We start from the raw sequence: 24,541 nt of genomic DNA on the forward strand, positions 1-24,541 counted from the left end.
GCAGTACCAAACTGCTGCTTTTCGCCATGAGATCGACCAGTTTTCAATTGCGTAGGTACTTCTTTAAATTCCCAATTACCAATTCCTAATTCCTAATTACCCATTACCCATTACCAATTACCCATTACCAATTACCCATTACCAATTACCCATTACCCATTACCCATTACCCATTACCCATTACCATTACCCATAGTAAATTTTTTTCACCCGATTCAGGCTGCTATAATGCGATCGCATCTACTTTAATTTTGAGACTTATGACTGTTCAGCAATTAGATATTAACGACTCTAACCTGGAACTGTGCGACCTGATTTTTCAGCGAATTGCCACAAGTTCGCAGCAGCAAATTACCTTTGCTGAATATATGGATTTAGCACTATATCATCCGCAGCACGGTTACTACACTACTAATGAAGTCAATATCGGCAAACATGGCGATTTTTTTACCTCCCCTCACTTGGGTGCTGACTTTGGCGAAGTATTGGCAGAGCAATTTGTCCAAATGTGGGATATTTTAGGCAAACCCAACTCTTTTATTATTGTAGAAATGGGGGCGGGGCAAGGGATTTTAGCTGCTGATATTTTAGCATATTTGCAACTACAGTATCTAGATTTTTCCCAAATATTAGAATATGTGATAATTGAGAAATCAGCGGTACTCAAAGCAGAACAGCAGCAACGATTAACCACTATAAAATCTGTCAGGTGGTGCAATTGGGATGAAATACCTCCTAATTCGATTGCTGGTTGCTTCTTTTCTAATGAATTAGTGGATGCGTTACCTCTCCATCAAATCATTATTGACAAAGGTCAAATTAAGGAAGTTTATGTTACTGCTGAAAGTCAGGTGCAAGAAGATGGAAAAACAGCCAGAAAGTTTGCTGAAGTTATCGGTGAAGTTTCTACACCTAAAATTAGCGAATATTTTAATTTAGTAGGAATAAATTTATCTGCAAGTGGATACACTGATGGCTATCGCACCGAGGTTAATTTGGCAGCTTTGGATTGGATTACTACTGTTGCTGAAAAATTGCAACGAGGATATTTATTAACCATTGATTACGGCTATCCAGCTCACCGCTATTATAATCAAAATCGGCGAGAAGGGACGCTACAATGCTATTACCATCATCAACATCACAATAATCCTTATATATATGTAGGGAAGCAAGATTTAACAGCTCATGTTGATTTTACGGCCTTGGAAAAACAGGGAGAATTGTGCGGATTGGAGTTAGTGGGATTGACTCAGCAGGGATTGTTTTTAATGGCTTTGGGTTTGGGGGATCGCATTGCGGCTCTTTCTTCAAATGATGCACAGGTGTTAGATTTAGCAGCATTTTTGCGGCGGCGAGAGGCGTTACATCAATTGATCGATCCGATGGGGTTGGGGGGTTTTGGGGTTTTAGTGCAGTCTAAGGGTTTGAGTGAGGAGGAAAGGGGATGTAAACTTAAGGGTTTGATTGTGCCGGAGTAGTGATTTTAAGTTATAATATACTATTTTAGTTATATTACCCGATCGTCAGCTTAATTACTAGGATTATCCCCGCGATCGCGATCGCGATCGTTGAGAAGAATATCGAGAATGCGGCGATTCTCAGCTTGCATTCCGCGAATTTCTGTCTGTTGTTGAGCAATAATTTCTTGCTGTTGGGCCATTGATTGGAATAACTGCTGTCGTTCTTCTCTTGCTTCTGTTGCTACATTAGCTAGAGCTTGAATGACACGACTATTACTTTCTATGAGGCGATCGTGACGTTCTAAAATTTGTTCGTGGCTCTCGATCGCACGAGAGTGAATTTCTGCCGTACTTGCCAAACTGTCTATCTTGGTGGCCAAACGGTCTAGCCTCTCATCATCCCAACGCTCTGTACTCATCGGTTTCTCTGTTTCACTTTCAATAAATTATATAGAATTATCCCCGCGATCGCGATCGTTGAGAAGAATATCGAGAATGCGGCGATTCTCAGCTTGCATTCCGCGAATTTCTGCCTGTTGTTGAGCAATTATTTCCTGGTGTCGATCCATCCTTTCCTGCTGTTGGGCCATTGATTGAAATAACTGCTGCCGTTCTTCTCTTCCCTCTGCTGCTACATTAGCTAGAGCTTGAATGACACGACTATTACTTTCTATGAGGCGATCGTGACGTTCTAAACTTTGCTCATGACGTTCTAAAATTTGCTCCTGACGTTCTAAAATTTGTTCGTGGCTCTCGATCGCACGAGAGTTACTTTCTGCCACACGAGCAGCATTCTCTGACACACGAACAGCGTTCTCTGACATACGAGCCGCGTTTTCTATCAAGCTTGCCAAACGGTCTAGCCTCTCATCATCCCAACGCTCTATAGTCATAGGTTTCTCTCTGTCACGTTCAATAAATTATATAGCCCACATTCCGCAGATGTGGCTTGGATTTTTTTATCAGTTGTGAAAGCTTGGAGCCAATATGCTTTTGGGTTGAACTTATGCGGTTTTAGCGTTACAGGAGCCTGTCAAATTTACCTAGATTAAGTAAGTTGAAAAAATTGACTTTTTCTAATATATTCATGTCGCTATTTTATCACTTCAACTCATCTTTTCAACCAAGTCAACTCATGCCAAGAGCAAATTATCTTGACTCATAAATGAGGATTATTTACAAATATTTATACCTTAATACCAATCATCATCCACTTGAAAATATTAAATAGTATTGACAGCAATACTGCCCTAAATGCTTTAATACAACTTGACGGTCTGGGGTTAAATTGCTGACTTGCTTCTCTCCATTTATAGTCACTAAATGCACCGCCTGAAACATCTGAAATATCCAGCGCATTGTCGGCTTATTGGTTAATTTCTTCACTTGATTTTTTACCCCCTCATTGGTGACTTCTAATTGTTGTCTCAATTTTCTTTGAGCTAGGTTATACACTAACAAGCACAGTCCCATTATCATTCCAATTGCTTCCACTCGCTCCGGCTTTTTCACAAATACGCTTGACGTAAAAAATAACGGATCTTTGATAAATCTAAATCCTCTCTCGTTACTTTGCTGCGCTTTGTATTCCGATAATACCTGTTGATTACTCACGGATTTTGTGTCTAAGATATTCGTGGCTAATATAAATCTCCCAGCTTTGACTTTTTCCGCTTCTATTACTGATTTTTGGGTTTCTATTTTACCTGTAACTTGATAAACTATTGTCTTGGTCTGGCTCTCTATTTTCGGCTTGATTTTCGTTTTTTTTACGGGCTTTTCTCGGTATTCAATTTCGGCAAGCTGGTGATATTTCCAAGAATCTGATAACCGTTTTATTGCCATATCTGCATCGGCAATACAAGCAAACTCTTGTTTGAATATCTTACGCAATGAGGCTTTGGCTAATTCTAACTGTTTCGCTACGTGCTCGGATATTTTTTTAATGGCTGCTTGTTTTCTGATTTCACTCTCTATCACTAGCCATCTTTGCTTGATGTTAGCATAATCACTTGATATCGCTGCTATTTTATACCCCTTTATTTGATTTGGCTCCCAGGCATTATCTTCTATATCCCAGATTTTATTTTGAGCTTCTTTGATACTTAATGGTACTCTGGTTATCCATTTCATTCCTGCCATCGCTGACAAATTAGGAGCTGTGTATAAGGCACTGTCTGCTACACATATACCGTCAAATGTCCACTGATTTTTAAATTCTTTCAGTCTTTCTACAAATACACTTTTATCGTCGGCGTTTCCGTCATCTATTTTGAGATACAATGGTACGTCTCCATCTCCAGTTACGATTGTGTCTATGATAAATTGTTTCAGGTCTGGTCTTCTATCCCTTGAGTATCCATGTACGATTTTTATGGCTTTCATTTCATCTTCTCTCTCTAAGGATTCTGCTTCAATTACTTGACCTTCTTTCTGACAGCTTTTGTATTCTCCTTCTACTGATATTGAACTGCTGTCTAGGTGAACGCTTTTCATTTCTACTTGAAATTTCATCGCTGCTTTCAAGGCAATTGCTGTGAATAATTTTGTCGTCCCAGCTTGATAATATTTGTCTAATGCTCTTCCTATCCTGTCATCGTTTAATTGTTCAGGCGTTACTCCTTCTCCAATTAGATGTTCTGTTGCTTTTCCTACAAAAAATGTGTCGAATAGGTATATTGGAGCGCTCAAAAAACCCAATCCGTTCAAAATCATCGCTTTCATTACTTGTCCTGGACTGAGGGTTTCTTTGGTTCTTAATCCCACTTTTTTGTTGACTTCTTCTACCAATTCCATCTCATCTATTATTCCTGCTACTATTCCTAAATGGTCTAAATTTACGATATTTATCGCTTCTGAGGGCTTTTTCATAGTTTTTAGAGTTGGGTTAGTTGTGGAAGTTATTATATCCTAAAAAAGCCCAAAATGATTGTATGGCAATCATTTTGGGCTTTCGTGATTCCGAATTTATCTGAAATTAAATCTGCTTAAATATCTGCGGAATGTGGGATATAGGATTATCCCCGCGATCGCGATCGTTGAGAAGAATATCAAGAATGCGAATAGTCTCTGTTCTTAAACCCACAATCTCTATCTAACGAATCTTCTTTCAAGTATTTTTGATATTATCAATCTGACAACGTAACTCTTCTGCTTTTTCTAATAAGTCCGATTGTGCGATCGCACTCTGTTCTTTACTTGCCATCCACTTTAATTTTACCGAGTGACTTTCTGCTTCTTCATCACCTATAATTAAGCAAGCAACAGCACCACTGCGATCGGCTCGCCCAAATTGTTTCTTAAAAGCACTACCGCTCAAATCTATCTCTAGGCTAAATCCAAAACTACGCAGTTTTTGAGCCAATAATACCGCTTGTACTTCAGCGCGATCGCCCCTTGAAACTATATAGAAATCTAACGTATTAGTAGGTGCAGGTTGCAACTGTTGCAACAGTAAAATTAACCTTTCTAAACCCATTGCCCAACCCACCGCAGGCGTATCTGGCCCCCCCAATTCTTTTACTAAACCGTCGTAGCGACCACCACCGCAGACCGTTGCTTGCGCTCCCAAATCATCGGATATAATTTCAAAAGCTGTGTAGGTATAGTAATCTAAACCTCTAACTAATCGCGGATTTAATTGATATTTAATCCCCAAATCAGTTAACATTTGCTGCACTTTTTCAAAGTGGCGGCGCGAGTTTTCCCCTAGATAGTCAAGAATGCTTGGTGCATCTGCTGCAATTTCCTGGGTACGAGGATTTTTACTGTCTAAAATTCGTAGCGGATTGCGAATTAAACGATTTTGAGAATCCTGGTCTAATTCTTCTTTATAAGGTGTTAAATAATCTATCAAAGCTTGACGATAATTCTGCCGATCTTCCTTATTTCCTACCGAGTTAAGATCCAGGCCTAAATTTGTCAATCCGAGAGTTTTCAGGATGTCAGTAGCGATGGCAATTACCTCTACATCGGCCCTGGGATCTGCCGTTCCTAATACTTCTACCCCAAGCTGGTGAAATTGGCGCATTCGTCCTGCTTGTGGACGTTCGTAGCGAAACATGGGGCCAGTGTACCAAAGGCGCTGTAATCCACCTTGAGCATCTAAACTATTTTCAATAAAAGATCGTACTACTCCGGCTGTACCTTCTGGACGTAGTGTAATTGAGCGATCGCCCTTATCTTTAAAAGTGTACATTTCTTTGCCGACAACATCCGTAGCTTCGCCAATACCGCGCTCAAATAAAGATGTCTGCTCAAAAATTGGAGTCCGAATTTCTCGATAAGCTGCTTTTGCTAGAATCTCTCTAGCAATTGCTTCTAAGCGCTGCCAATATCCAATTTCAGGAGATAAGATATCCCGAGTTCCTGGTAAAGTTTTAATCGTACTCATTTTGAGATTTTTAGATTTTGAGTTTACACAACTAAAAGTAACGCCGCCCTTTGGGGGTAAAATAACCGCCTAGAAGACGGCGTTACAAAATTACTTTAGAAGTTATTGTAGAAGTTATTGAGTTATGCGTTTTTAGTGTTAATTATAATTAAACTCAAAACTCATAACTCAATACTTAAATTAACAGGGTGAGTTTCGTACAAATATTGTTCGTTGGCGGCAAGATTTACTGGCTAAACTCGCCCCTAAAAAAACTCCCTACAAATCAAAACTTCATTAAACTTCCCTACCATCTGGGAGAGTATCATCTCGCTCCCACACACCAAAGCGATCGCTATAGTAAGCCAATATTCGATCTACCTGCTGGCGAACTTCTGGATCGGCATCTTTAGAATACTGTACCCACAAACCCGCCACTTGGCTTTGACTGTAATCAAACTGCTGCGACTGCTGCGGAATTAAACCAGTTTCTACCCCTTCTACTTGACGCAGATGGGAGGCCACCTCTCGATATACTGCAAGCGGTAATTTTTGGCAACAAATTTTATACCGCAACTTTTTTTCCTGTGCCGTCTGCATTATCCCTTATCTTTGCCTGTGTTCAACCTTAGCCCTGTCTAGGATACCCCTTTATCGATGTGCCCTGGTAGAACGCAGCAGTTAATATTATCCAAACATACCTTTCCCCACTGCATAGCCCAGCGGACGAGTGCTACTCTGTTGCCTGTAGCCGTTTTGGTGAGGATATTGCTCATGTGGTTATCGACTGTACGCTTGCTAATATCCAACTTGTCGGCTATTTCTTGATTAGTCAATCCAGCAGCCACTAATTCTACCACTTGCAGTTCTCTGTCCGAGAGGGTGACAGAGGTGTGAGACACGCCAATAGCCATAATTTTTTTCTATCTCTGCATATTTACCTATGTACAATTTTAAAGGCATATCGGTACAATACTCCCTGCCCTAGCAACAATACTTAGCGATTAGACAATTTGGGTAGGGGCATGAAGCTTTTTTGGCGATCGCAGATATCAGTAACTCTGATAGGATAGTAATTGGTGCTTAAAAAAGCTGGCAAAAAAAGTGACTTATCCTCGCGTTCTGTGCCTCGGTGAAATTTTGTTTGATTGTCTAGCGGATCGGCCCGGGCGATCGCTAGAACAAGTAGAATCTTGGACACCCTATCCAGGCGGGGCTATTGCTAATGTGGCTTGTGCTTTAGTTAAATTGGGGACTAAGGCAGGATTTATCGGCGCTGTGGGCGCAGATGAACTGGGAAACTCGCTGGTAGAATTGTTGGCAGAGGTTGGTGTTGACACAACGGGAGTACAGCGACACCCGACAGCACCGACGCGGGAAGTTTATGTGTTACGCTCGGAGTCGGGCGATCGCGAATTCGCTGGTTTTGGTAAATTGAACGCCGCAGAATTTGCCGATACTCGCCTGCAAGCAGCACAAATACCAGAGGTGTTGTTTGAAAATGCTGAATTTTTAGTCTTAGGAACTTTAGAACTAGCTTATCCCGACAGTCGGGGTGCGATCGCGCGTGCGATTAAATTGGCAGAACAATACGACGTTAAAATTGTTCTTGACATTAATTGGCGTTCTGTATTTTGGCAAAACCCAGAAGAAGCTAAACCGCTAATTAAAGAACTATTAAAAAAAGTTGATTTTCTTAAACTCTCCGAAGAGGAAGCTCAATGGTTATTTAATACCACCGATGCGGGTGCAATTACTTACCGTCTCGACTCAGTGGAAGGCGTAATTGTAACTGCTGGCGCAGCAGGTTGTGGCTATTGTATTTCCCAGAATGAAGGCAAACTTCCGGCTTTTAATGTAGACGTTGAAGATACTACTGGTGCAGGCGATGGCTTCGTTGCGGGGTTTGTTCACCAGTTGTGCCAACATGGAATTCACAGCTTAGAAGATGCGGAAACTGTGAAGAAAATTGTTACATATTCGAGTGCAGTGGGTGCAATGGTAGCAATGAAACCAGGCGCGATCGCATCTCAACCTACTGCTGCTGAAGTAGAAGCATTTTTGTATTTACATAAAAGCCTTTAACTCCTCATATTACATTTAATGAAAAATATCTAACTTTTTAAACCACTGTGTTAGGCTCGTGTCCTGTTTATCTACAGGATAAAAAAATGTTACCAATAAAACGCTATGTAGCAGAGTTCATAGGTACTTTTTGGCTAGTATTTGGCGGTTGTGGTAGTGCCGTACTCGCAGCAGTATTTACCGCAGATGCAGCCAAAATTGCACCCAATGTTGTCTTTCCCGTGGGAGTCGGATTAGTTGGTGTGTCTATGGCTTTTGGCCTGACAGTGTTGACGATGGCCTTTGCTATTGGTCACATTTCTGGCTGTCACCTCAACCCGGCGGTTTCCTTTGGCTTATTTGTAGGCAAACGTTTCTCAGGCAGCGAACTCTTACCCTATATTATCGCCCAAGTTGCGGGAGCAATTGTAGCAGGGTTTGTTCTCTACCTAATTGCTAGCGGTAAACCAGGTTTTGAAATTGGCGGTTTTGCAGCCAATGGCTACGGTGAAAACTCTCCTGGTAAGTATGGTTTAGTAGCTGCTTTCCTCGCCGAATTTGTACTTACCTTCATGTTTTTAATTATTATCTTGGGGGCTACCGATCCTCGTGCTCCCCAAGGTTTTGCACCCGTAGCGATCGGTTTAGGTTTAACTTTGATTCACTTAATTGGTATTCCCGTTACCAATGTGTCTGTTAACCCGGCGCGGAGCACTGGCCCTGCGTTGATTTTAGCAGTTTTTGGCAGTCAGACTTGGGCGATCGCGCAGTTATGGCTGTTTTGGCTGGCCCCCATTGCTGGTGCGATCGCCGCAGGGTTTTTCTACTCATCCTTTTTAGCTGAATCAACCGTTGAATCGTAGGTATAGCAGGGGCTAGGGTCTAGGGACTAGGGGCTAGGGGAAGAAGGGAATAGAATCAGCGAGTTTGGTGGAACTCAGAACGTTCTAACCGACGAAAGCGGTTGCTATATTTATCCCCGTGACCATATTTCTCGTAAGGTGGGCGCTGCTGTTATCAATATTATGGCTAATACTCAAGGCTCATCGCAGCAGCGCCCACCCTACATAAACTTACATGAACTCACGGGGATCTGTGACATATCCTGTCAACGCAGATGCGGCCGCTGTATAAGGCGAAGCGAGATAAACTTGCGCTTCTTTATTCCCCATCCGGCCCGGGAAATTCCGGTTAGTTGTAGAAACACAAATTTCCGGTTCATTCAACCGCCCAAAAGTATCCTTTGGCCCGCCCAAACAAGCTGCACAAGAAGGTGCAGCAGGTTCAATGCAACCCGCAGCTAAGAAAATCTCAGACAATGTTTGACCTTCATGTTTAAGGCTAAACAAATCTTCGTAAACCTTCTGAGTTGCAGGCACTAAATAAGTCGGAACTTTGACTTGATTGCCTTTAATAAGTTTAGCAGCATGGAGGAAATCGGAAGTTTTGCCGCCAGTACAAGAACCGATATATACTCGGTCAATTTTTACATCGCGGCAATTTCTGGCTAAGTCGCGGTTATCGGGAGAATGGGGTTTAGCAACTACTGGTTCTAATTGGCTGACATCGTAGGTGCGATCGCTATAAAATTTAGCATCGCTATCGGTGTAAACTGCCTCAAAAGGTTTCGATGTCCGGGCGCGAACGTATTCAAATGTTGTCTCATCTGGGGCAACTGTACCATTTTTACCGCCAGCTTCGATCGCCATATTGCACAGCGTCATCCGTTCTTCCATTGTCAGGCGTTCCACTGCTTCACCCGCAAATTCCATCGTCCGGTAATTCGCACCAGCAACGCCAATATCCCCAATTATTTGCAAAATTAAGTCTTTTGCTAATAAATAATCGGGCATTTCGCCATTGAGGACAAAACGCATAGTCGCGGGTACTTTAATTAATAGTTTGCCCGTTCCCAGGATAAAAGCAGCGTCAGTGTTGCCGATACCGGTGGCAAATTGCCCAAAAGCACCGGCATTGCAGGTATGGGAGTCCGTACCAAAGAGGACTTCGCCGGGTCGAGTGTGGCCTTCTTGGGCGAGGGCGACGTGACAAACGCCTTTGTAGTCGGGATTTGCTTTAAAATTGGAGCGATCGGTGATGTCGTAGAAGTATTTAATGCCTTGTTCGCTGGCAAATTCACGGAGAATATCGACGTTGCGGTTAGCGCGTTCGTCGTTGGTGAAGATGTAGTGGTCGGGAATTAGGACGATTTTTTCAGTGTCCCAGACTTTGGCATCTGCGCCAAATTCCCGTTTGAATACGCCGATGGTACCGGGGCCGCAGACATCGTGGGTCATTAGCAGGTCTACGTCAACCCAGATGTTTTCTCCTGGTTCTACACTAGGCCGCTGAGATGCTTTGGCTAAGATTTTTTCCGTCAGGGTCATTCCCATATCGCGATCGCTCTTTTTTGATACTGGCTATCTGTATTGTACGAAAGATATTCAGATTATAGAATCTAAAGAGTTTGTACGCTGGTGTTTGCTGCCAGCATAATTCCTCTCAAAACCCAGTTGGTTCAAATAGTTGATTGAGTCGGGGCGGGAGATGAAAAAAGCGATTCCCAAGGTATTTGAGTAAGCATGACTGTTCATAAACCAAGGTTTCTGCTGCATTTTTTGCTTAATTTCTTCACACTTTTGGCTTCGCAATTCCTTATTAATCCCAAGTTCGACACTTAATTTAATATAAGACCGTTACATCGTTGTCACCGCTACTACATAAACAAAGTCCGCCTACGCGGACTAAAGAGGGTATTTAAATCGGATTGAGTATTACAAGCCCGCAGCGCTTTGATAAAAGGACAATTCGCAGCCAACACTATTCGCTTGCGTGACAACTACGGACTGTTTAACGGCAATTTTATCGATAAATGACAGTCTATACCCCAAAACTTAGAAAGTAAATAGCTAAATGTAAAGTCTTATAAATTTAAGTTGCTAAAATTTACAATATTCGGAGGCTATTGTCATTCTCAGGACAAAACGCTAGGCTGTTGACATTTGGACATTGACTATAGATAGGAAAAAACATTGGCAACAATTCTTGGTACAGCCTCAGATGACACTCTCATCGGTGGGTCAGGCAATGACAGTCTTGTAGGGCTCGAGGGCAATGACTCCCTGAGTGATTTTAGTCCTACTTTTGACACTCTAGATGGCGGCTCAGGCAATGACACCCTTCGGGCTGGAGTGGGCAACGATAGCCTTTTTGGGGGTGACGGCAATGATATTCTTTCTACTGACTTTTTCGATACCAATACCACGTTAGATGGGGGTGCTGGCGATGATACGATCGATGCTCTGCGTTCGTTTTCCGGTAATGTGCTGCGAGGAGGATCTGGCAACGATGTCTATATAGGCCCTGACAGACAACCAAGCCAGATTCAGGATACCAGTGGCATAGATCGGCTCTTAGTTCAAAGTTATCCCCTGAGCACAAATGTTTCTCTATCCTTGTCGCCTGGAAATATAGGATTAGCCCGACAAGGTACAAGCCTGCTGATTGACATTAACGTAGACGGGATAGCCAGGGCTGCTGAAGACGTTGTAGTTTTAGACTTCTTCGGTGCATTGCCCACAGTCGGGGGTGCTGGCTTAATCGAAACTATTAATAACCTCTCCGGTACAGCAATCCTCGCTGCTAATCTCACTGAGGCTACGGTAGCAGGCGGAATTAATGTAGCCACTGGTACCCCAGATGACGATAACCTCACAGGCACTCCTGGCAATGACAACATCAGTGGCCTTGACGCTAATGACACTATCAGTGGCTTAGATGGCAACGATTCTTTGCTTGGCGGCAACGGCAATGACAACCTCAGTGGGGGTGGAGGCAATGACTCCCTGATTGGCGGCGGTGGCACTGACACCCTGGATGGAGGTGTCGGCAATGACATTCTGAGTGCAACTGGCAGTCTCGCTGGTGGCGATGGAGATGACACGTTGCTAGGCTTTGGCCTTAGCACCTTCGATGGCGGTGCGGGCAATGACAGCCTTAGTGGTGGTGGTAATAGCACCTTAGAAGGGGGTGCTGGCGATGATACGCTCGATGCCAGCTTTACCAGTGGCAATCTGCTGCGAGGCGGTGCAGGTAACGATCGCTATCTAATCCGATCCAATGGATCGACTAAAATTTCAATTCAGGATACTGATGGCATCGATCGCTTAGACTTGACTGATTTCAGTGGTAGCACGACCACTGTTCCGGTTTCCCTGTCGTTGTCATCGGGAAATACAGGTTTAGCCCGACAAGGCACGAGTTTACTGATTGACATCAACAAAGACGGCATTGCACGGCCTACAGAGGACATTGTAATTTCAGACTTCTTTGGTGCATCAGCGACTGTTGCAGGTGCTGGTTTCATCGAAACTGTGAGCAACCTTTCCGGTACCGAGATCCTTGCGGCTAATCTCACTGAGGCTACCGCAGCACCTGGAGTCAATGCAACCACCGGTACTACCGGTGATGATAACCTCACAGGCACTCCTGGTAATGACAACATCTCAGGCCTGGGGGGCAATGACACCCTCGCTGGCTTAGATGGCAACGACACCTTGGATGGCGGTGCAGGAAACAACAGCCTCAGTGGAGGTGGGGGGAATGACTCCCTTCTTGGCAACAACAGTCTCAATGACACTCTGGATGGAGGTGCTGGCAATGACTTTCTGAGTGCAAGTGGTAGTCTGGCCGGTGGTGATGGAGATGACACGCTGCAAGCTTTTGTGTCTAGCAACTTGGATGGGGGTGCGGGCAATGACAGCCTTATTGGTAATGGTGTTAATAGCACCTTAGAAGGGGGTGCTGGCGATGATACCCTCAGTGCCGGATTTGGCAGCAATAGTTTATTGCGAGGCGGTGCAGGTAGCGATCGCTATCTTCTCTCAGACAGCAGCAGCAAGTCGAATCAAATTCAGGATACAGATGGAATTGATAATGTGCAGATAGGTTTCGGTACCAATGCAAACATTTCCCTGTCATTGGCCGCAGGAACTCTAGGTTTAGGCCGATCGAGTACAAGTCTGATGGTTGACATCAACAAAGATGGACTTCTCAGGACTACCGATGACTTGGTAATTTTAGACTTCTTCGGTGCATCGGCAACTGTTGCAGGTACAGGTGTCATCGAAACCATCAATAACCTTTCTAGTAGCGAGATCCTCGCAGCTAATTTAGCAGACACACCAATACCCGCGCCTACTCCTACACCAACACCAACAGGTACACCCACACCCACACCAACAGGTACACCCACACCCACACCAACGGGCACGCCAACACCCACAGCCGCACCCGCACCGGTTCCCATTTTCATACCCACACCCACACCGGAGCCAACGGCTGCGCCCGCACCAACTCCGACACCGACACCCGCACCCGTACCCGTTTTCACTCCCACACCCGCTGTCACAGTCATAACCCCGATCGCACCCACATTCACCAATCCACCCACACCAAGTAACCAGCAACCGCTAAGTTTGGGCAGCAATGGTGACGATGCGATCGCAGGCAACGACTCTAGCGATATCCTCTATGGCAACCAAGGCAATGACACCTTGGGAGGTAATGACGGTGAAGACATACTCTTCGGAGGCAAAGGCGAAGACGCAGTATTTGGCAACACTGGCAACGATCTCCTATTTGGCAACGAAGGTAACGATTGCCTTGCGGGAGGTGACGGCGAAGATACCGCGTTAGGAGGAAAAGGTGACGACGCGATCTTTGGCGGCGGCGGTAATGATGTGCTTGGGGGCGATCGCGGTAACAATACCCTAGACGGCGGCGATGGTAACGATACCCTCTACGGAGGTGAAAATAACGATACCCTGTTTGGCGGTACTGGTAACGATTTCCTCTATAGCCAATCGGGTAACGACATCCTCATTGGTGTTGATAATACTGCTACTAACCCAGGGCGCGGCGAAGTCGATACGCTCATTGGCGCAGAAGGCAACGATACTTTCTTACTGGGAGATGCGACGAAATTCTACTACAACGATGGCAACGATACCGCCACTGGCACTGGCGACTACGCTTTGATTGTCGGCTTCGACCCCGATCGAGATGTCATTCAACTGCAAGGTGCTCCTAGCACTTACCAGTTAGGTGCTACTCCCGCAGGATTGCCTGTTGGTATCGGTATCTTCAAGAAAACTTCAGGCGCAGATGAATTGATCGCGATCGTGCAACCAGTTTCTCCTGTCAGCCTTGAGGGTTCTTTACGATTCGTCTGATGCTGAAAATCGGCGAATAGAATTTACCCAAAAATATCAAGTTGAAACCGCATCTACACAAATAAAGGGTGGACTTTGTTTGTATAGATGCGAATTCTATTCGCCTCATAACTACTGACCGCAGCAATATTTACCATTTGAGTCATAGCAAGTCTGCGGGCAAGTAGTAGAACTTAATAGCATTTCTTTTACTTCATTTCCACCACAATTTGAAGTATGTTTAGCAGCTAAAGACAACAGCATATTAGGCGCGACCACGACGATCAACATCAAAATAGCTTGGGAAATAATGGTGCATTTCATTGCTCGTTTCTCCTTAAATTTTGGTTGGTTAATAAAGGAAAAAGCGAGTTGGCCAACTACGCTGTGGGAATCAAGAATTTCAATCTCCACATTTCAATCATGCGGGAATTACCAAGGGTTAAAAGCTCAATCTATGGTTCAGTATTTATTCAGGATTTGGTTCAGTTGCGTCCCTAGCAACGATCCGAGCGGTTCACTATTTGACTCACCGCTCAGGTCATCATCTTTTGCAAATATCTGCTACACATTAAAAATTTATTCGGCTATACAAAATCGCTAAGTGCTTGTTTTCAAGCACTTAGCGAATTACTAAGTACGGATTGATAAAATTATGAGTAGCATTTTTATAAGAAAATGCTGAGATGTAAAGATATAAGCGATCGCATAGATCGCTGACACTCAAAATCGGTTAAAATCCTGAGTAAAAAGAACTCTGGCAAAGAAAAACAATGGTAAGTTCACTTAGGGTATCCAAAGAAGGCCTAGAAATCGTTGAGCAAGCCAGAAAAAAGAAAGGCTGGACAAAAACTGCTGCTGCTTGGTGTCAAGCAGCTTTCACTACCGAAGCGACATTGAAGCGGTTTTGGCGGCAAGTTCCCATTCAGCAAGATAGTTTTATTAAAATTTGCGAAGCAGTAGGCGTAAACTGGGAAGACGTACTTGATAAAACTCTCTTCCCCGGAACCCTCCGCTTAGACTGGGAAGAGCCAATTGATGTATCAGTTTTCTACGGCCGGACTAAAGAACTCACCGATCTAGAAAACTTAATTTTGAAAAATCGGCTGGCGGTACTGACAGGAATGGGAGGAATCGGAAAAACGGCTTTAGTTGGCAAGGTTTGGGAAAAACAGATAAAAGGTAAAGGTGAGTTTGATTACGTGATACAGCGATCGCTCCGTACCTCTCCCCCCCTCCCGGAACTCCTCAAAGATATTGTCGAATTTCTCTCAGACGGCGAACAGCAGGAAGGCGGAATTTCTCAACTAATGGAATATTTACGAAAGCAACGCTGTCTGCTGATACTCGATAATGTAGAAGCAATTATGAGTATAGGCACAAATGCTGGCACCTTTCGCCCAGAGTTTCAGGATTATTCCGAGCTAGTTAAACGAGTGAAATCTGAGCAACATAAAAGTTGTTTGCTACTTATCAGTCGCGAGCGACCACAAGATGCAATCTGGCTGAGAGGAGAAAAAGTTGGCTTCTTAGCACTGTGTGGTTTGAAGAAAGAAGCACAAGAATTATTGAAAGAACAAGGTTTATCAGGTAGTGAGAAAGATTTGGAAACACTTAATACACTTTACGGCGGAAACCCTGGCTCGTTAAAGCTAATTTCTTCACTAATTCAAGAATTATTTAATGGAATAGTTCTGAACTATCTAAAATCCGGTACTATTGTTGTTGTTCTTAAAGAAATTTTAGAACAGCACTTTTCGCGCCTGTCAGACTTGGAAACACAGATTATGGTTAAGTTAGCAGTTAATAGTGAGCCTAGTTCGCTATCACTCTTGGTAGAGGAGATATCGCCGCCATCAGCAGCAGAATTAATGCAGGCTGTGAAATCTCTAATTGACAGAGCGCTGATTGAAAAAAGTTGCACAGAGGTTGACGACGTTACATTTACACTCCAGCCTGAAGTTAGGAAGTACGTTAAAAGAAAGTTTGTTAAATAGCTCCGATCTGGTATATCTGACACAAGTTACAGCTACAATCAGGGTGTATAAATTATGAGCTACTGCATCAATCCTAACTGTTGTAAACGTCAAAACGATGAATCAGCGCTAGAGTGTGCTGCTTGTGGAAATCCAATGATACTATATAATGAAGGTAGATATCGTTTGACTAAACCTCTAGGAAATGTAGATAGAACACACGCTTATGAAGTATTTGAAGCTAAGCACTTACACCGCAATACATTGATAATAATAAAAGTTTTAAAGAGTGAAGAACCTGAGTGGATCAAACGATTTGAACAAGAAAAAAGTATCCTTCGCGACTTTAAGAATTTAGGACTTCCCAAACTTGAAAAACAATTTAATGTGACGCTCAAAAACGGTCATGTTTTACGCTGCTTAGCTATGGAGAAAGTTAATGGTGATAACTTGGAGGAATGGTTACAGAAAAAAAAGAAAAAGAATAATAAATTTCAAATTACCGAAAGAGAAGCAATTTCTTGGCTGAAACAAATGGCTGAAATTCTTGATAAATTACATCAAAGGAGTTTTTTCCACAGAGATATTAAGCCCAGCAATATTATGGTCAAAAAAATTAGCAATCAAGTTGTTTTAATTGACTTTGGTGATGCTAGAATGGTGACAGGGACGGTTGTCGATCCTAATAAAGATGTAACATCAGTTTATTCACATGGTTATACTGCCCCAGAACAAATGAAAAGGCGGGCTGTTCCGCAGTCAGATTTCTTTTCCTTGGGGCGTACATTTGCTCATTTACTGACTGGCATACATCCTGATGAACTTCCCACCTCTTCAAGGAATGAAGATAAACTGATCTGGCGAGACAAAGCTCCTCAAGTTGTCTCAAAAGAATTGGTAAAATTAATTGATGACTTGATGGAGCCTTTAGTTAATAGGCGACCTAAAAATACTCAAGAAATTTTACAGCGCATTAATGAAATTCAATATCGACCTATACCAAAATCTGTTTTAATCGGTGCAGGTTTTGGCATAGGTGTTTTAATCGGGATTTTAATAGGTGCAGCGGGAATGTATTGGTATTTAAGCTTGAAGATTGACGAAAGCTTGAGACAACTAGAATCTAAAGTTTTCGTTCATAAAAAAAATGCAAGTTAAATAATAAAGTTCGCTAATCCTAAATATTTAATACCTTCTGGCGTGACTTCAAACCGACAAGGCAAGACTTCCACACCCTCCAAAATTGCCTGTCTTAATAACTCTCCATAAACGCGATCGCAACTATCCCCAGGAGCAAAATTCGTACAGTCTCCGCGATTAATAAAATACAGCATTACCGCTCTCGTACCCTGTCGCACTACCTCCATCAATTCTTTTAAATGCTTTTGTCCTCTCTCTGTTACTGTATCAGGAAATAAAGCCAATTCTCCTTGTGCCAAAGTAGTATTTTTTACTTCCAAGTAAATCGGTAAGTTACCACCATTGAGTAAAAAATCTACCCGACTTTTTTTCTCTTTGCCATAACCTACTTCTGGCAAAATTACACTATAATTATCTAATGGCAATAATTGTGACTCTAAAGCTAGCTTGATAATTCGATTTGGCAGAGCAGTATTAATTCCCACCCAAGTTGGTACAGTATCGCAAACTTGAATTAATTCCCAAGTATATGCTAATTTGCGTTTAATATTGTCGCTGTGGGATACTAGCACGGGATTACCCGGAATACAAACTCCTGTCATTGGGCCAGTATTGGGACAGTGAGCAGTGATTATTTCTCCCGAAGCTAGTTCAATATCGGCGAAAAATCGCTTGTAACGCTTGATTAAAATGCCGGGAGATAAAACGGGATATTTATAAATAAACTTTGTCATTGGTAATTGGTAATTGGTAATATTAGTCTATTAATATTTAATCCATTTTACAACAAATACCAGAAATTAGTCAACCCATCTAACTCCTGGGAAAAAAACGCTTATTTTCCATACAATATTGCCAAGCAATCGCCTCTGGATCTCTCTGACAACTCCATTCAGAAAACTCAGCCTTGACCTTCCACTTACTAACAGTAGTAGGATGGACATTTAACCGATTAGCAAGTTCTACCTGAGTTAATAAAATTTGTGATTTTTCAACTTCCTTACCTGGGGAAAGTGGGAATAATTGAGGACTTTTACGCTTCTCTTCCTGCTGACTTCTAACTTCCACAGGAGTTATAGACAAATTTTTGATAATAGCCTCATCTGAACGATTCAGAGTATGCTCTAATGGCGGATTCACTGTAAGGGGTAAATCATTTACCAAATCATCATCTTCAGTTTTGTTCACAGATTGGGCAGTTTGAAAATAATATATTATTCCCCCTTGCTCAGTAACTTCAAATTCAGCCGCAAATTCTTTAGCTCGTTCATCTAAATACCGCTGAACCTGTGTACCTGAAAACTTAGCATTCATCGCCAAATCTAAAGCAGTAACTCGCCCTTGATTTTCTTGAATTAACCGATAAAAAACCGCATCCAAATGAGCTAGTTTGTGTTGCTGCTGTCGCTGATAGCGTCTCCAGGCCCAGCCAACTCCGCCTATAAGTGCGATCGCCAGCAAGAAACGCCAGGATTCTAGAGTAGCAATCACGCCGAAGGAAATAGGGATAATCACAGTGAGATATCCCAAAATTCTGCTATTCTCTATATTGTTGCTGTTTTTGACCATAATTTCTAATTCAACTTATATTAAATCCTTGTTCTTTCTTCTATAACCTTTTTCCAGGAGAGACTTTATGAAGGTTGTTCGCAAACAGGCTAGCATGATTATAGCAATAGCTGCTTGCTATTTGCTCTTGACTGCGTGCGGTGAGAGTAAAGTTGCCCAATGTAAAAAACTTATTCAAGTAGTCAATAAAGGAAATGCTCTCATTGATTCTAAAAAAGATAACAGCGATGTAGGAAGTATCAAAAATCTTGCTAATGCTCTCAATCAAACGGCAAAAGACTTAGACACTTTAGAATTGACGGAAACAAATCTCAAAGGGTTTCAGAGTCGATTGAGCGCAGAATTCAGAGAACTCGGCAAATCACTTAGCGACATGGCTAAAGCTCTCGATAGGGGGAAAAATGCCCCGACTACCTCAGAGGGTCGAGAGCAGATCGAAAAGGCTAAGCGGGATGTAACTAAAGCAGGTCAAGCTGCCAATAAAGCTGCTAAAAATCAAGATAACTTGACTGGTGAACTTGCGGTTTACTGTAGTAAATAGGTAATTGTTGGTTGTTAGTGGTTAGTTGTTGGTTGTTAGTGGTTAGCTGTTGGTTGTTGGTTGTTGGTTGTTAGTTGTTGGTTGTTGGTTGTTCGTTGCTAGTTGTTCGTGGTCATTGCGAGCGTAGCGAAGCAATCGCAAGGTATAGGAGTCGCTAGCTATATATATTCTATATAACCACGATCGGAGGACTAAAGCCCAACTACATACCTCATCTATCAGAGAAAGAGTATATCATTCTTAGCCATTAGCACGTCGAAGCGATATCGACCTATTGCGATTGCTTCGCTACGCTCGCAATGACAACGAATACCTAAGTTTAACAACGAACAAACAACAATCCACCACTAACAACTAACAACTAACAACTAACAACTAACCACTAACAACTAACCACTAACAATTCAATGATGAATTTCTAAATTTAAAACATAGTGTCCCAATTGAATTTTTTCCGACCATAGCTCATATTCTAACCGCAGATGTTCTGGTAAAGGTCGTCCTGTTAAAATCAACTTGCGGGTGAAATTACGGAGCCGCAATTGTCCGGGAGTTATGAATGAGTCGCTCTGGAGCCAATAGCGACTAAGACCGTACATTTCCCGCTCCCAGAGGTGGCGGTAACTGTAATTTCCATTTCCTTGCATCGTCATAATCACTCGGAAAGGGGAAACTTCTAACCACAGAAGTCGGGGTTTTGTGACGGGTGGTAAAGTAGCAATGTCCTCAGAGGTAAAACCTTGAGGTTCCTTGTCAATAATTGCTGGTTCGTGTAACAGCAAGTGGAATCGATCGCGGTCTTTTTGATAGAGTGTGGCAGCGGTTTCAACGACTGACCATAGTGGTAAGTCTGTAGATACTAGCGAAAGACTTACAGGCTTGCGGTGATGGGTCAGCATAAAATTTGAGCGTTCTTGGGGGTAATTAGTCATTCAGTAGTCCTGAGTCCTGAGTCCTAAGTCCTGAGTTGTGATGTGAGTTGTAAGTCCTGAACTCTGAGCCCTGAGCCCTGAGTCTTGAGTTCTAAGCCTTGATTTTTCAATCAGGACTCACAACTGAGTAGCGATCGCACTTTAATGACTGGGAAAGCGGTACGATAGCTAACGCAGTCCCACACCAGTTTATCTCAATGCCACCAGTCATCGTCACTGCGAAAACCACTGAAAATGAAACTTTAATAATTCAAAAACCCCCATTGGGTCTGTCGCTACAAGGCCGCATCCGAATTCCGGGGGATAAATCTATTTCTCATCGAGCTTTAATGTTAGGAGCGATCGCTTCTGGAGAAACTACTATCGAGGGACTGCTTTTAGGGGAAGACCCCCGCAGCACTGCTAAATGTTTCGCCTCGATGGGAGCGGAAATTTCTAAACTGAATGCCGAATTAGTGCGGGTTAAAGGCTTTGGACTCGGCGAGTTACGGGAACCGAAGGATATCTTAGACACTGGTAACTCCGGTACTACCATGCGGCTAATGATGGGAATTTTAGCTTCTCACCCCGGACGTTTTTTTACGGTAACGGGGGATAGTTCCATGCGATCGCGTCCTATGTCCCGCGTTGTCAAACCCCTGCAACAAATGGGGGCTCAAATTTGGGGTAGAGAAAGCCACTCTCTGGCCCCCCTAGCCGTACTCGGACAACGGCTAAAACCCATTCACTACCATTCTCCCATTGCTTCAGCTCAAGTCAAATCCTGCATTTTGTTGGCTGGTTTAATGGCAGAGGGAGAAACAACGGTGACAGAACCGGCTCTTTCGCGGGATCATAGCGAAAGGATGCTACAAGCTTTTGGAGCTAAAGTTAGTGTCGATCCCGATACTTGCAGCGTGACAGTTACGGGCCCGGCGAAACTGCAAGGTCAAGCCGTAATTGTCCCTGGTGACATCAGTTCCGCAGCCTTTTGGCTGGTAGCGGGAGCTATTGTCCCCGATTCGGAGCTAACTATTGAGAATGTTGGGGTTAATCCTACTCGTACTGGCATTTTAGAAGCTTTGGCGATGATGGGAGCTAACATTGAGCTACAAAATCAGCGGTTAGTAGCTGGAGAACCCGTCGCCGATATTGTTGTCCGCAATAGTGGAAAACTTAAGGGTTGTACCATTTCGGGTGACTTAATCCCTCGCTTGATTGACGAAATCCCGATTTTAGCAGTAGCGGCGATCTTTGCCGAAGGGACTACAACAATTCGGGATGCGGCGGAGTTGCGGGTCAAAGAGAGCGATCGCTTAGCTGTGATGGCAAGCCAGCTCAACCGCATGGGAGCTCAGATTACAGAATTACCCGATGGTTTAGAAATCGCTGGGGGGACAGCTTTGACGGGTACAGACCTTGACAGTCACACCGATCATCGGATTGCTATGAGTCTCGCGATCGCGGCCCTCAATGCTTCTGGTATTACCGCCATTCACCGCGCCGAAGCCGCCTCTATCTCTTACCCAGACTTCACTGCTACTCTCAAACAACTTACAGACAGTTTTGAGTTTTGAGCCGCCTTGGGAGTTTTGAGTTTTGAGTTATAAATTATGCAAAACTCATGGCTAAAAACCGCAATTACGGCGAGTGAGTTGGCAATTGTCTTTAATTCAAAATTTAAAACTCCCAACTCAAAACTCAAAATTAATTACTTGCCGAGAACTTGTTCTTTGAAAGATTCAATTTCCGCAGACAATTCTTGACGGTTAGAAGCGCGGAGCAAGTAGCGGTAAACAAACCAACCAGTATATCCCATACCAACTAACTCAAAGGTGGTCGATAGTAGAGGAATATCGTTAAGCGAATCCAACACTGCTAGAGTTACTTTAATCGTGATGCCGCCTGCCGCAATCAAACCAATAGTAATAAGCGCTTTTTGGTATTCTTGAAAAAAATTGGATACATAAGCCGGCAGTTCAGACAAAACAGAGAAAACTTGGTCTTTGATCTGCTGCAACTGAGCTGCTGAGTCCTTTGCGGGAGGTAGTGCAGCTATAGCACCGGGTTTTTCGAGGTTAATCTCTACTTGAGCCGTTGCAGTTTTCAGTTCAGTTTCATCAGAAGGGTTGGCTTGAGTCATTTTATACTTCCTCACTTGCGACGTGGATTGAAAAAATAAGAATTGCTAGCAATCTAATTTTCAGAAAATTAGCATGAGAGCAACAACATTGCCAAACTGTTGTTAATTATCTAACTTAACATACTCGGTTTAAGGAAAGGGAGATTATAAACAGAGGTTTTTAATCGGGTTTTAACCCAATTAAAATATTAATCTGTCTGGGGAGAGAGAGCGCTCTCCTACAAGCCAAGGCTGGGATTAATCCCTAGCTGTGTATCTACCTTTGTGACGATCTTGGCTGCTCGATTGCAGCCAAGTCGAGCGATGATATTGTAGCGAAGGTAGTTGCAGCTTTAATTTATTTCCGCAACCGCTCAACGCTGACTTCATTAGCACAAGGGCGATCTTGTTCAAAGTCCGTGATATTGGCCAGAGTTGTCTCGGCAATATTCCGCAAAGCTTCCTCGGTGAAGAAAGCTTGATGACCCGTGATTAGCACGTTGGGGAACGTGAGCAGGCGTTGAAACACATCGTCCTGAATCACGTATTCAGACAAATTTTCAAAGAACAGATCGCTCTCTTGCTCGTAAACATCTAAGCCGAGATAGCCGATTTTACCGGATTTTAGTGCTTTTGTCGCGGCTTCAGCGTCAATTAAAGCGCCGCGACTGGTATTGATTACCATTACCCCATCTTTCATCTGAGCAAGAGCTTCATCGTCGATCAGGTGGTAAGTTTCGTGGGTCAGGGGACAGTGAAGGCTGATAATGTCAGAGCGAGCAAAGAGTTCGGATAAGGAAACGTATTCCATACCTAAATTTAGGCATTCAGGGCTTTGGAAAACGTCATATCCTAGCAGTTTCATGCCAAATCCGCTGAGAATTTTGGCTGTCAGTGCTCCAATTTTACCCGTACCGACGATTCCCGCCGTTCGTCCGTGTAGGTCAAAACCCAAAAGGCCATCGAGGGCGAAGTTACCTTCGCGAACCCGGTTGTAGGCGCGGTGAATTTTGCGGTTGAGTGCCAACATCATGCCAACTGCGTGTTCAGCAACGGCGTAAGGAGAATAAGCGGGTACTCGCACGACGGTAAGTCCTAGTTCCTGCGCTGCGCTCAAGTCTACATGATTGAATCCGGCAGAACGGAGGGCGATTAAACGAGTTCCTTGGCTGGCGATCGCTGCTAAGATTGTCGCATCTAGGAGATCGTTGACAAAAATGCAGATGACGGGAAATCCAGCAGCTAAGACGCTAGTTTCCAAGTTTATGCGCGGTTCTAGAAATACTAACTCGTGTCCATGTTTCTCGTTGGCGACGGAGAGAAACTGGCGATCGTAGGATTTCGTGCTGAATACGGCGACCTTCATTGCGGTTGGCTGTGGATAAAGAGTCTCCAATCCCCTTAAAAAGGGTTTTTTCCCTTATCTTTTTTTTTAAGGGTAAGGCTGTTTGATTGTAGCATTAAATCGAGCGATAAAAACCGAATCGATCGTCCAGAAGTAATAGAGGCTTTTCCCGATGAGTTTAATCACAACTGGCGTAACGCTTGGGGAGTCAACAGGTAAATTAATTGTTCTTAATCTGAGTAGATACCGCAAAGCACGGATTTGGCTGGGTACATTGCCAGAACTAAACTATCCAGTAGTCAAGGTTTTGTCACGGACTAAAAAAGATGCGAAAAAAATTGATATTTCTGAAGTGCGGCGCACAGCTATTGAGATGTTTATTCCAACAGGAGGTCGCTTTATCTACGGACTCCTAGAGTCTGAGTTTACGCCCACAAATTCAGGAGAATTTTCTATCAAAGTTGCAACTTCTACAGATACAGGAAATCCTGTTGATTGGTCGCTGGCTGCAAGCGTTGATGAAGTGTGCGCCGGAATTCCGTTAGAATACTCTGAGAGCGTTATCGAAGGTGCATTGAGTGCCGCAGATGTTCTCGGCTCTGGTATTCTTTGCTTTGAAGGTGGCGCTCACGGTGCTCTAGGTTCTTCCAATCGCATTTTTAGACACTTAGCTACTACCGCAGTTCGGATACTTGCTTGTCCATTCGAGTCAGTTTCCGAGCAGAATTTAACTGCTCTTGTTGCTGGCTTTTAAGCAGAGTTTATATATTTATCAGTTATGTTTTGCGAGCGCACTTAAGAGACAATTGAAATTAAAAAGTACCAT

Annotated in this window: 22 protein-coding genes; 9 read left to right on the forward strand and 13 right to left on the reverse strand. The window is 43.4% G+C overall.

All coding sequences use genetic code 11. From position 1 onward, the window contains the following. Positions 1-260: 260 nt before the first annotated feature. The gene (locus OSCIL6407_RS0123520; protein ID WP_007354426.1) at positions 261-1,481 is read left to right on the forward strand and encodes a class I SAM-dependent methyltransferase; all 1,221 of its coding nucleotides are present in this window, start codon (positions 261-263) and stop codon (positions 1,479-1,481) included. 50 nt (positions 1,482-1,531) lie between these two features. Here the strand turns inward: OSCIL6407_RS0123520 and OSCIL6407_RS0123525 are convergent, their stop codons facing one another. The 6 genes from OSCIL6407_RS0123525 to pedR all read right to left on the reverse strand — a co-directional run bounded on the left by OSCIL6407_RS0123525 (position 1,532) and on the right by pedR (position 6,749). Further along, positions 1,532-1,882 (reverse strand): hypothetical protein, encoded by a 351-nt coding sequence (locus OSCIL6407_RS0123525; protein WP_007354425.1) that lies wholly within the window; start codon positions 1,880-1,882, stop codon positions 1,532-1,534. A gap of 27 nt (positions 1,883-1,909) precedes the next feature. Continuing rightward, complete coding sequence (locus tag OSCIL6407_RS0123530; RefSeq protein ID WP_007354424.1) at positions 1,910-2,356, reverse strand: hypothetical protein; 447 nt, start codon at positions 2,354-2,356, stop codon at positions 1,910-1,912. Between the two features lie 313 nt (positions 2,357-2,669). Continuing rightward, entirely contained in the window at positions 2,670-4,334 is a 1,665-nt protein-coding gene (locus OSCIL6407_RS0123535; RefSeq protein WP_019487743.1) for an IS1634 family transposase, read from the reverse strand. 238 nt (positions 4,335-4,572) lie between these two features. Beyond that, the gene (gene hisS, locus OSCIL6407_RS0123540; RefSeq protein WP_007353880.1) at positions 4,573-5,856 is read right to left on the reverse strand and encodes a histidine--tRNA ligase; all 1,284 of its coding nucleotides are present in this window, start codon (positions 5,854-5,856) and stop codon (positions 4,573-4,575) included. Positions 5,857-6,132: 276 nt separating this feature from the next. Then, on the reverse strand, positions 6,133-6,435 hold the full coding sequence (locus OSCIL6407_RS0123545; protein WP_007353879.1) for a hypothetical protein: 303 nt from the start codon (positions 6,433-6,435) through the stop codon (positions 6,133-6,135). A gap of 38 nt (positions 6,436-6,473) precedes the next feature. Then, positions 6,474-6,749 (reverse strand): photosynthetic electron transport-dependent transcriptional regulator PedR, encoded by a 276-nt coding sequence (pedR, locus tag OSCIL6407_RS0123550; protein ID WP_007353878.1) that lies wholly within the window; start codon positions 6,747-6,749, stop codon positions 6,474-6,476. 190 nt (positions 6,750-6,939) lie between these two features. On the opposite strand from pedR, the gene OSCIL6407_RS0123555 reads away from it, so the two are divergent. Together OSCIL6407_RS0123555 and aqpZ are read left to right on the forward strand one after the other, a co-directional pair. Further along, positions 6,940-7,920 (forward strand): carbohydrate kinase family protein, encoded by a 981-nt coding sequence (locus OSCIL6407_RS0123555; protein ID WP_007353877.1) that lies wholly within the window; start codon positions 6,940-6,942, stop codon positions 7,918-7,920. An 86-nt stretch (positions 7,921-8,006) separates the two neighbouring features. Beyond that, positions 8,007-8,762, forward strand: coding sequence for an aquaporin Z (aqpZ, locus tag OSCIL6407_RS0123560; RefSeq protein WP_007353876.1), 756 nt, complete (start codon positions 8,007-8,009; stop codon positions 8,760-8,762). Between the two features lie 210 nt (positions 8,763-8,972). Here aqpZ and OSCIL6407_RS0123565 read toward each other — a convergent pair whose 3' ends face one another. After that, on the reverse strand, positions 8,973-10,292 hold the full coding sequence (locus OSCIL6407_RS0123565) for a 3-isopropylmalate dehydratase large subunit (RefSeq protein ID WP_007353875.1): 1,320 nt from the start codon (positions 10,290-10,292) through the stop codon (positions 8,973-8,975). 639 nt (positions 10,293-10,931) lie between these two features. On the opposite strand from OSCIL6407_RS0123565, the gene OSCIL6407_RS0123575 reads away from it, so the two are divergent. Next, positions 10,932-14,132, forward strand: a complete 3,201-nt coding sequence (locus OSCIL6407_RS0123575) for a beta strand repeat-containing protein (protein WP_007353873.1) — start codon at positions 10,932-10,934, stop codon at positions 14,130-14,132. Between the two features lie 111 nt (positions 14,133-14,243). On the opposite strand, the gene OSCIL6407_RS0123580 is transcribed toward OSCIL6407_RS0123575, so the two are convergent. Continuing rightward, the gene (locus OSCIL6407_RS0123580; protein ID WP_148288919.1) at positions 14,244-14,435 is read right to left on the reverse strand and encodes a hypothetical protein; all 192 of its coding nucleotides are present in this window, start codon (positions 14,433-14,435) and stop codon (positions 14,244-14,246) included. A 449-nt stretch (positions 14,436-14,884) separates the two neighbouring features. On the opposite strand from OSCIL6407_RS0123580, the gene OSCIL6407_RS0123585 reads away from it, so the two are divergent. Next, positions 14,885-16,108 (forward strand): NB-ARC domain-containing protein, encoded by a 1,224-nt coding sequence (locus OSCIL6407_RS0123585; RefSeq protein ID WP_007353872.1) that lies wholly within the window; start codon positions 14,885-14,887, stop codon positions 16,106-16,108. A 54-nt stretch (positions 16,109-16,162) separates the two neighbouring features. Continuing rightward, positions 16,163-17,245: a serine/threonine-protein kinase gene (locus OSCIL6407_RS0123590; RefSeq protein WP_007353871.1), complete on the forward strand. Its 1,083-nt coding sequence runs from the start codon at positions 16,163-16,165 to the stop codon at positions 17,243-17,245. Here the strand turns inward: OSCIL6407_RS0123590 and sfsA are convergent. Together sfsA and OSCIL6407_RS0123600 are read right to left on the reverse strand one after the other, a co-directional pair. Beyond that, the gene (gene sfsA / locus OSCIL6407_RS0123595) at positions 17,242-17,961 is read right to left on the reverse strand and encodes a DNA/RNA nuclease SfsA (protein ID WP_007353870.1); all 720 of its coding nucleotides are present in this window, start codon (positions 17,959-17,961) and stop codon (positions 17,242-17,244) included. The genes OSCIL6407_RS0123590 and sfsA overlap by 4 nt on opposite strands. A 79-nt stretch (positions 17,962-18,040) precedes the next feature. After that, the gene (locus OSCIL6407_RS0123600) at positions 18,041-18,796 is read right to left on the reverse strand and encodes a hypothetical protein (protein WP_007353869.1); all 756 of its coding nucleotides are present in this window, start codon (positions 18,794-18,796) and stop codon (positions 18,041-18,043) included. Between the two features lie 67 nt (positions 18,797-18,863). On the opposite strand from OSCIL6407_RS0123600, the gene OSCIL6407_RS0123605 reads away from it, so the two are divergent. Then, positions 18,864-19,337 carry a hypothetical protein gene (locus tag OSCIL6407_RS0123605; RefSeq protein ID WP_007353868.1) on the forward strand — a complete coding sequence of 158 codons (474 nt, stop codon included), beginning with the start codon at positions 18,864-18,866 and terminating at the stop codon, positions 19,335-19,337. Positions 19,338-19,741: 404 nt separating this feature from the next. Here the strand turns inward: OSCIL6407_RS0123605 and OSCIL6407_RS0123610 are convergent, their stop codons facing one another. Next, positions 19,742-20,236, reverse strand: a complete 495-nt coding sequence (locus OSCIL6407_RS0123610; RefSeq protein ID WP_007353867.1) for a hypothetical protein — start codon at positions 20,234-20,236, stop codon at positions 19,742-19,744. Positions 20,237-20,466: 230 nt separating this feature from the next. Between OSCIL6407_RS0123610 and aroA the strand changes: the two genes are divergently transcribed. After that, complete coding sequence (gene aroA / locus OSCIL6407_RS0123615; protein ID WP_007353866.1) at positions 20,467-21,825, forward strand: 3-phosphoshikimate 1-carboxyvinyltransferase; 1,359 nt, start codon at positions 20,467-20,469, stop codon at positions 21,823-21,825. Between the two features lie 134 nt (positions 21,826-21,959). Here the strand turns inward: aroA and OSCIL6407_RS0123620 are convergent, their stop codons facing one another. Next, positions 21,960-22,391, reverse strand: a complete 432-nt coding sequence (locus OSCIL6407_RS0123620) for a CAAD domain-containing protein (RefSeq protein ID WP_007353865.1) — start codon at positions 22,389-22,391, stop codon at positions 21,960-21,962. A gap of 337 nt (positions 22,392-22,728) precedes the next feature. Further along, positions 22,729-23,736 carry a 2-hydroxyacid dehydrogenase gene (locus OSCIL6407_RS0123625; protein ID WP_007353864.1) on the reverse strand — a complete coding sequence of 336 codons (1,008 nt, stop codon included), beginning with the start codon at positions 23,734-23,736 and terminating at the stop codon, positions 22,729-22,731. A gap of 151 nt (positions 23,737-23,887) precedes the next feature. Here OSCIL6407_RS0123625 and OSCIL6407_RS0123630 point away from each other — a divergent pair, with 151 nt between their 5' ends. Further along, a complete protein-coding gene (locus OSCIL6407_RS0123630) occupies positions 23,888-24,469 on the forward strand; it encodes a hypothetical protein (protein ID WP_007353863.1) in 582 nt (193 codons plus the stop codon). Positions 24,470-24,541: the final 72 nt, after the last annotated feature.

It is taken from the genome of Kamptonema formosum PCC 6407 (assembly GCF_000332155.1).
In the GTDB taxonomy this organism is placed as follows: domain Bacteria; phylum Cyanobacteriota; class Cyanobacteriia; order Cyanobacteriales; family Microcoleaceae; genus Kamptonema; species Kamptonema formosum.

Coding starts and splice junctions, on each gene's coding strand:
- aqpZ (WP_007353876.1), top strand. CDS start 8,007: ATGTTACCAATAAAACGCTATGTAGCAGAGTTCATAGGTACTTTTTGG.
- OSCIL6407_RS0123630 (WP_007353863.1), top strand. CDS start 23,888: ATGAGTTTAATCACAACTGGCGTAACGCTTGGGGAGTCAACAGGTAAA.
- OSCIL6407_RS0123545 (WP_007353879.1), bottom strand. CDS start 6,435: ATGCAGACGGCACAGGAAAAAAAGTTGCGGTATAAAATTTGTTGCCAA.
- OSCIL6407_RS0123520 (WP_007354426.1), top strand. CDS start 261: ATGACTGTTCAGCAATTAGATATTAACGACTCTAACCTGGAACTGTGC.
- OSCIL6407_RS0123535 (WP_019487743.1), bottom strand. CDS start 4,334: ATGAAAAAGCCCTCAGAAGCGATAAATATCGTAAATTTAGACCATTTA.
- OSCIL6407_RS0123605 (WP_007353868.1), top strand. CDS start 18,864: ATGAAGGTTGTTCGCAAACAGGCTAGCATGATTATAGCAATAGCTGCT.
- OSCIL6407_RS0123620 (WP_007353865.1), bottom strand. CDS start 22,391: ATGACTCAAGCCAACCCTTCTGATGAAACTGAACTGAAAACTGCAACG.
- aroA (WP_007353866.1), top strand. CDS start 20,467: ATGCCACCAGTCATCGTCACTGCGAAAACCACTGAAAATGAAACTTTA.
- pedR (WP_007353878.1), bottom strand. CDS start 6,749: ATGGCTATTGGCGTGTCTCACACCTCTGTCACCCTCTCGGACAGAGAA.
- OSCIL6407_RS0123610 (WP_007353867.1), bottom strand. CDS start 20,236: ATGCTGACCCATCACCGCAAGCCTGTAAGTCTTTCGCTAGTATCTACA.
- OSCIL6407_RS0123580 (WP_148288919.1), bottom strand. CDS start 14,435: ATGAAATGCACCATTATTTCCCAAGCTATTTTGATGTTGATCGTCGTG.
- OSCIL6407_RS0123565 (WP_007353875.1), bottom strand. CDS start 10,292: ATGGGAATGACCCTGACGGAAAAAATCTTAGCCAAAGCATCTCAGCGG.
- hisS (WP_007353880.1), bottom strand. CDS start 5,856: ATGAGTACGATTAAAACTTTACCAGGAACTCGGGATATCTTATCTCCT.
- OSCIL6407_RS0123525 (WP_007354425.1), bottom strand. CDS start 1,882: ATGAGTACAGAGCGTTGGGATGATGAGAGGCTAGACCGTTTGGCCACC.
- OSCIL6407_RS0123530 (WP_007354424.1), bottom strand. CDS start 2,356: ATGACTATAGAGCGTTGGGATGATGAGAGGCTAGACCGTTTGGCAAGC.
- sfsA (WP_007353870.1), bottom strand. CDS start 17,961: ATGACAAAGTTTATTTATAAATATCCCGTTTTATCTCCCGGCATTTTA.
- OSCIL6407_RS0123590 (WP_007353871.1), top strand. CDS start 16,163: ATGAGCTACTGCATCAATCCTAACTGTTGTAAACGTCAAAACGATGAA.
- OSCIL6407_RS0123625 (WP_007353864.1), bottom strand. CDS start 23,736: ATGAAGGTCGCCGTATTCAGCACGAAATCCTACGATCGCCAGTTTCTC.
- OSCIL6407_RS0123585 (WP_007353872.1), top strand. CDS start 14,885: ATGGTAAGTTCACTTAGGGTATCCAAAGAAGGCCTAGAAATCGTTGAG.
- OSCIL6407_RS0123600 (WP_007353869.1), bottom strand. CDS start 18,796: ATGGTCAAAAACAGCAACAATATAGAGAATAGCAGAATTTTGGGATAT.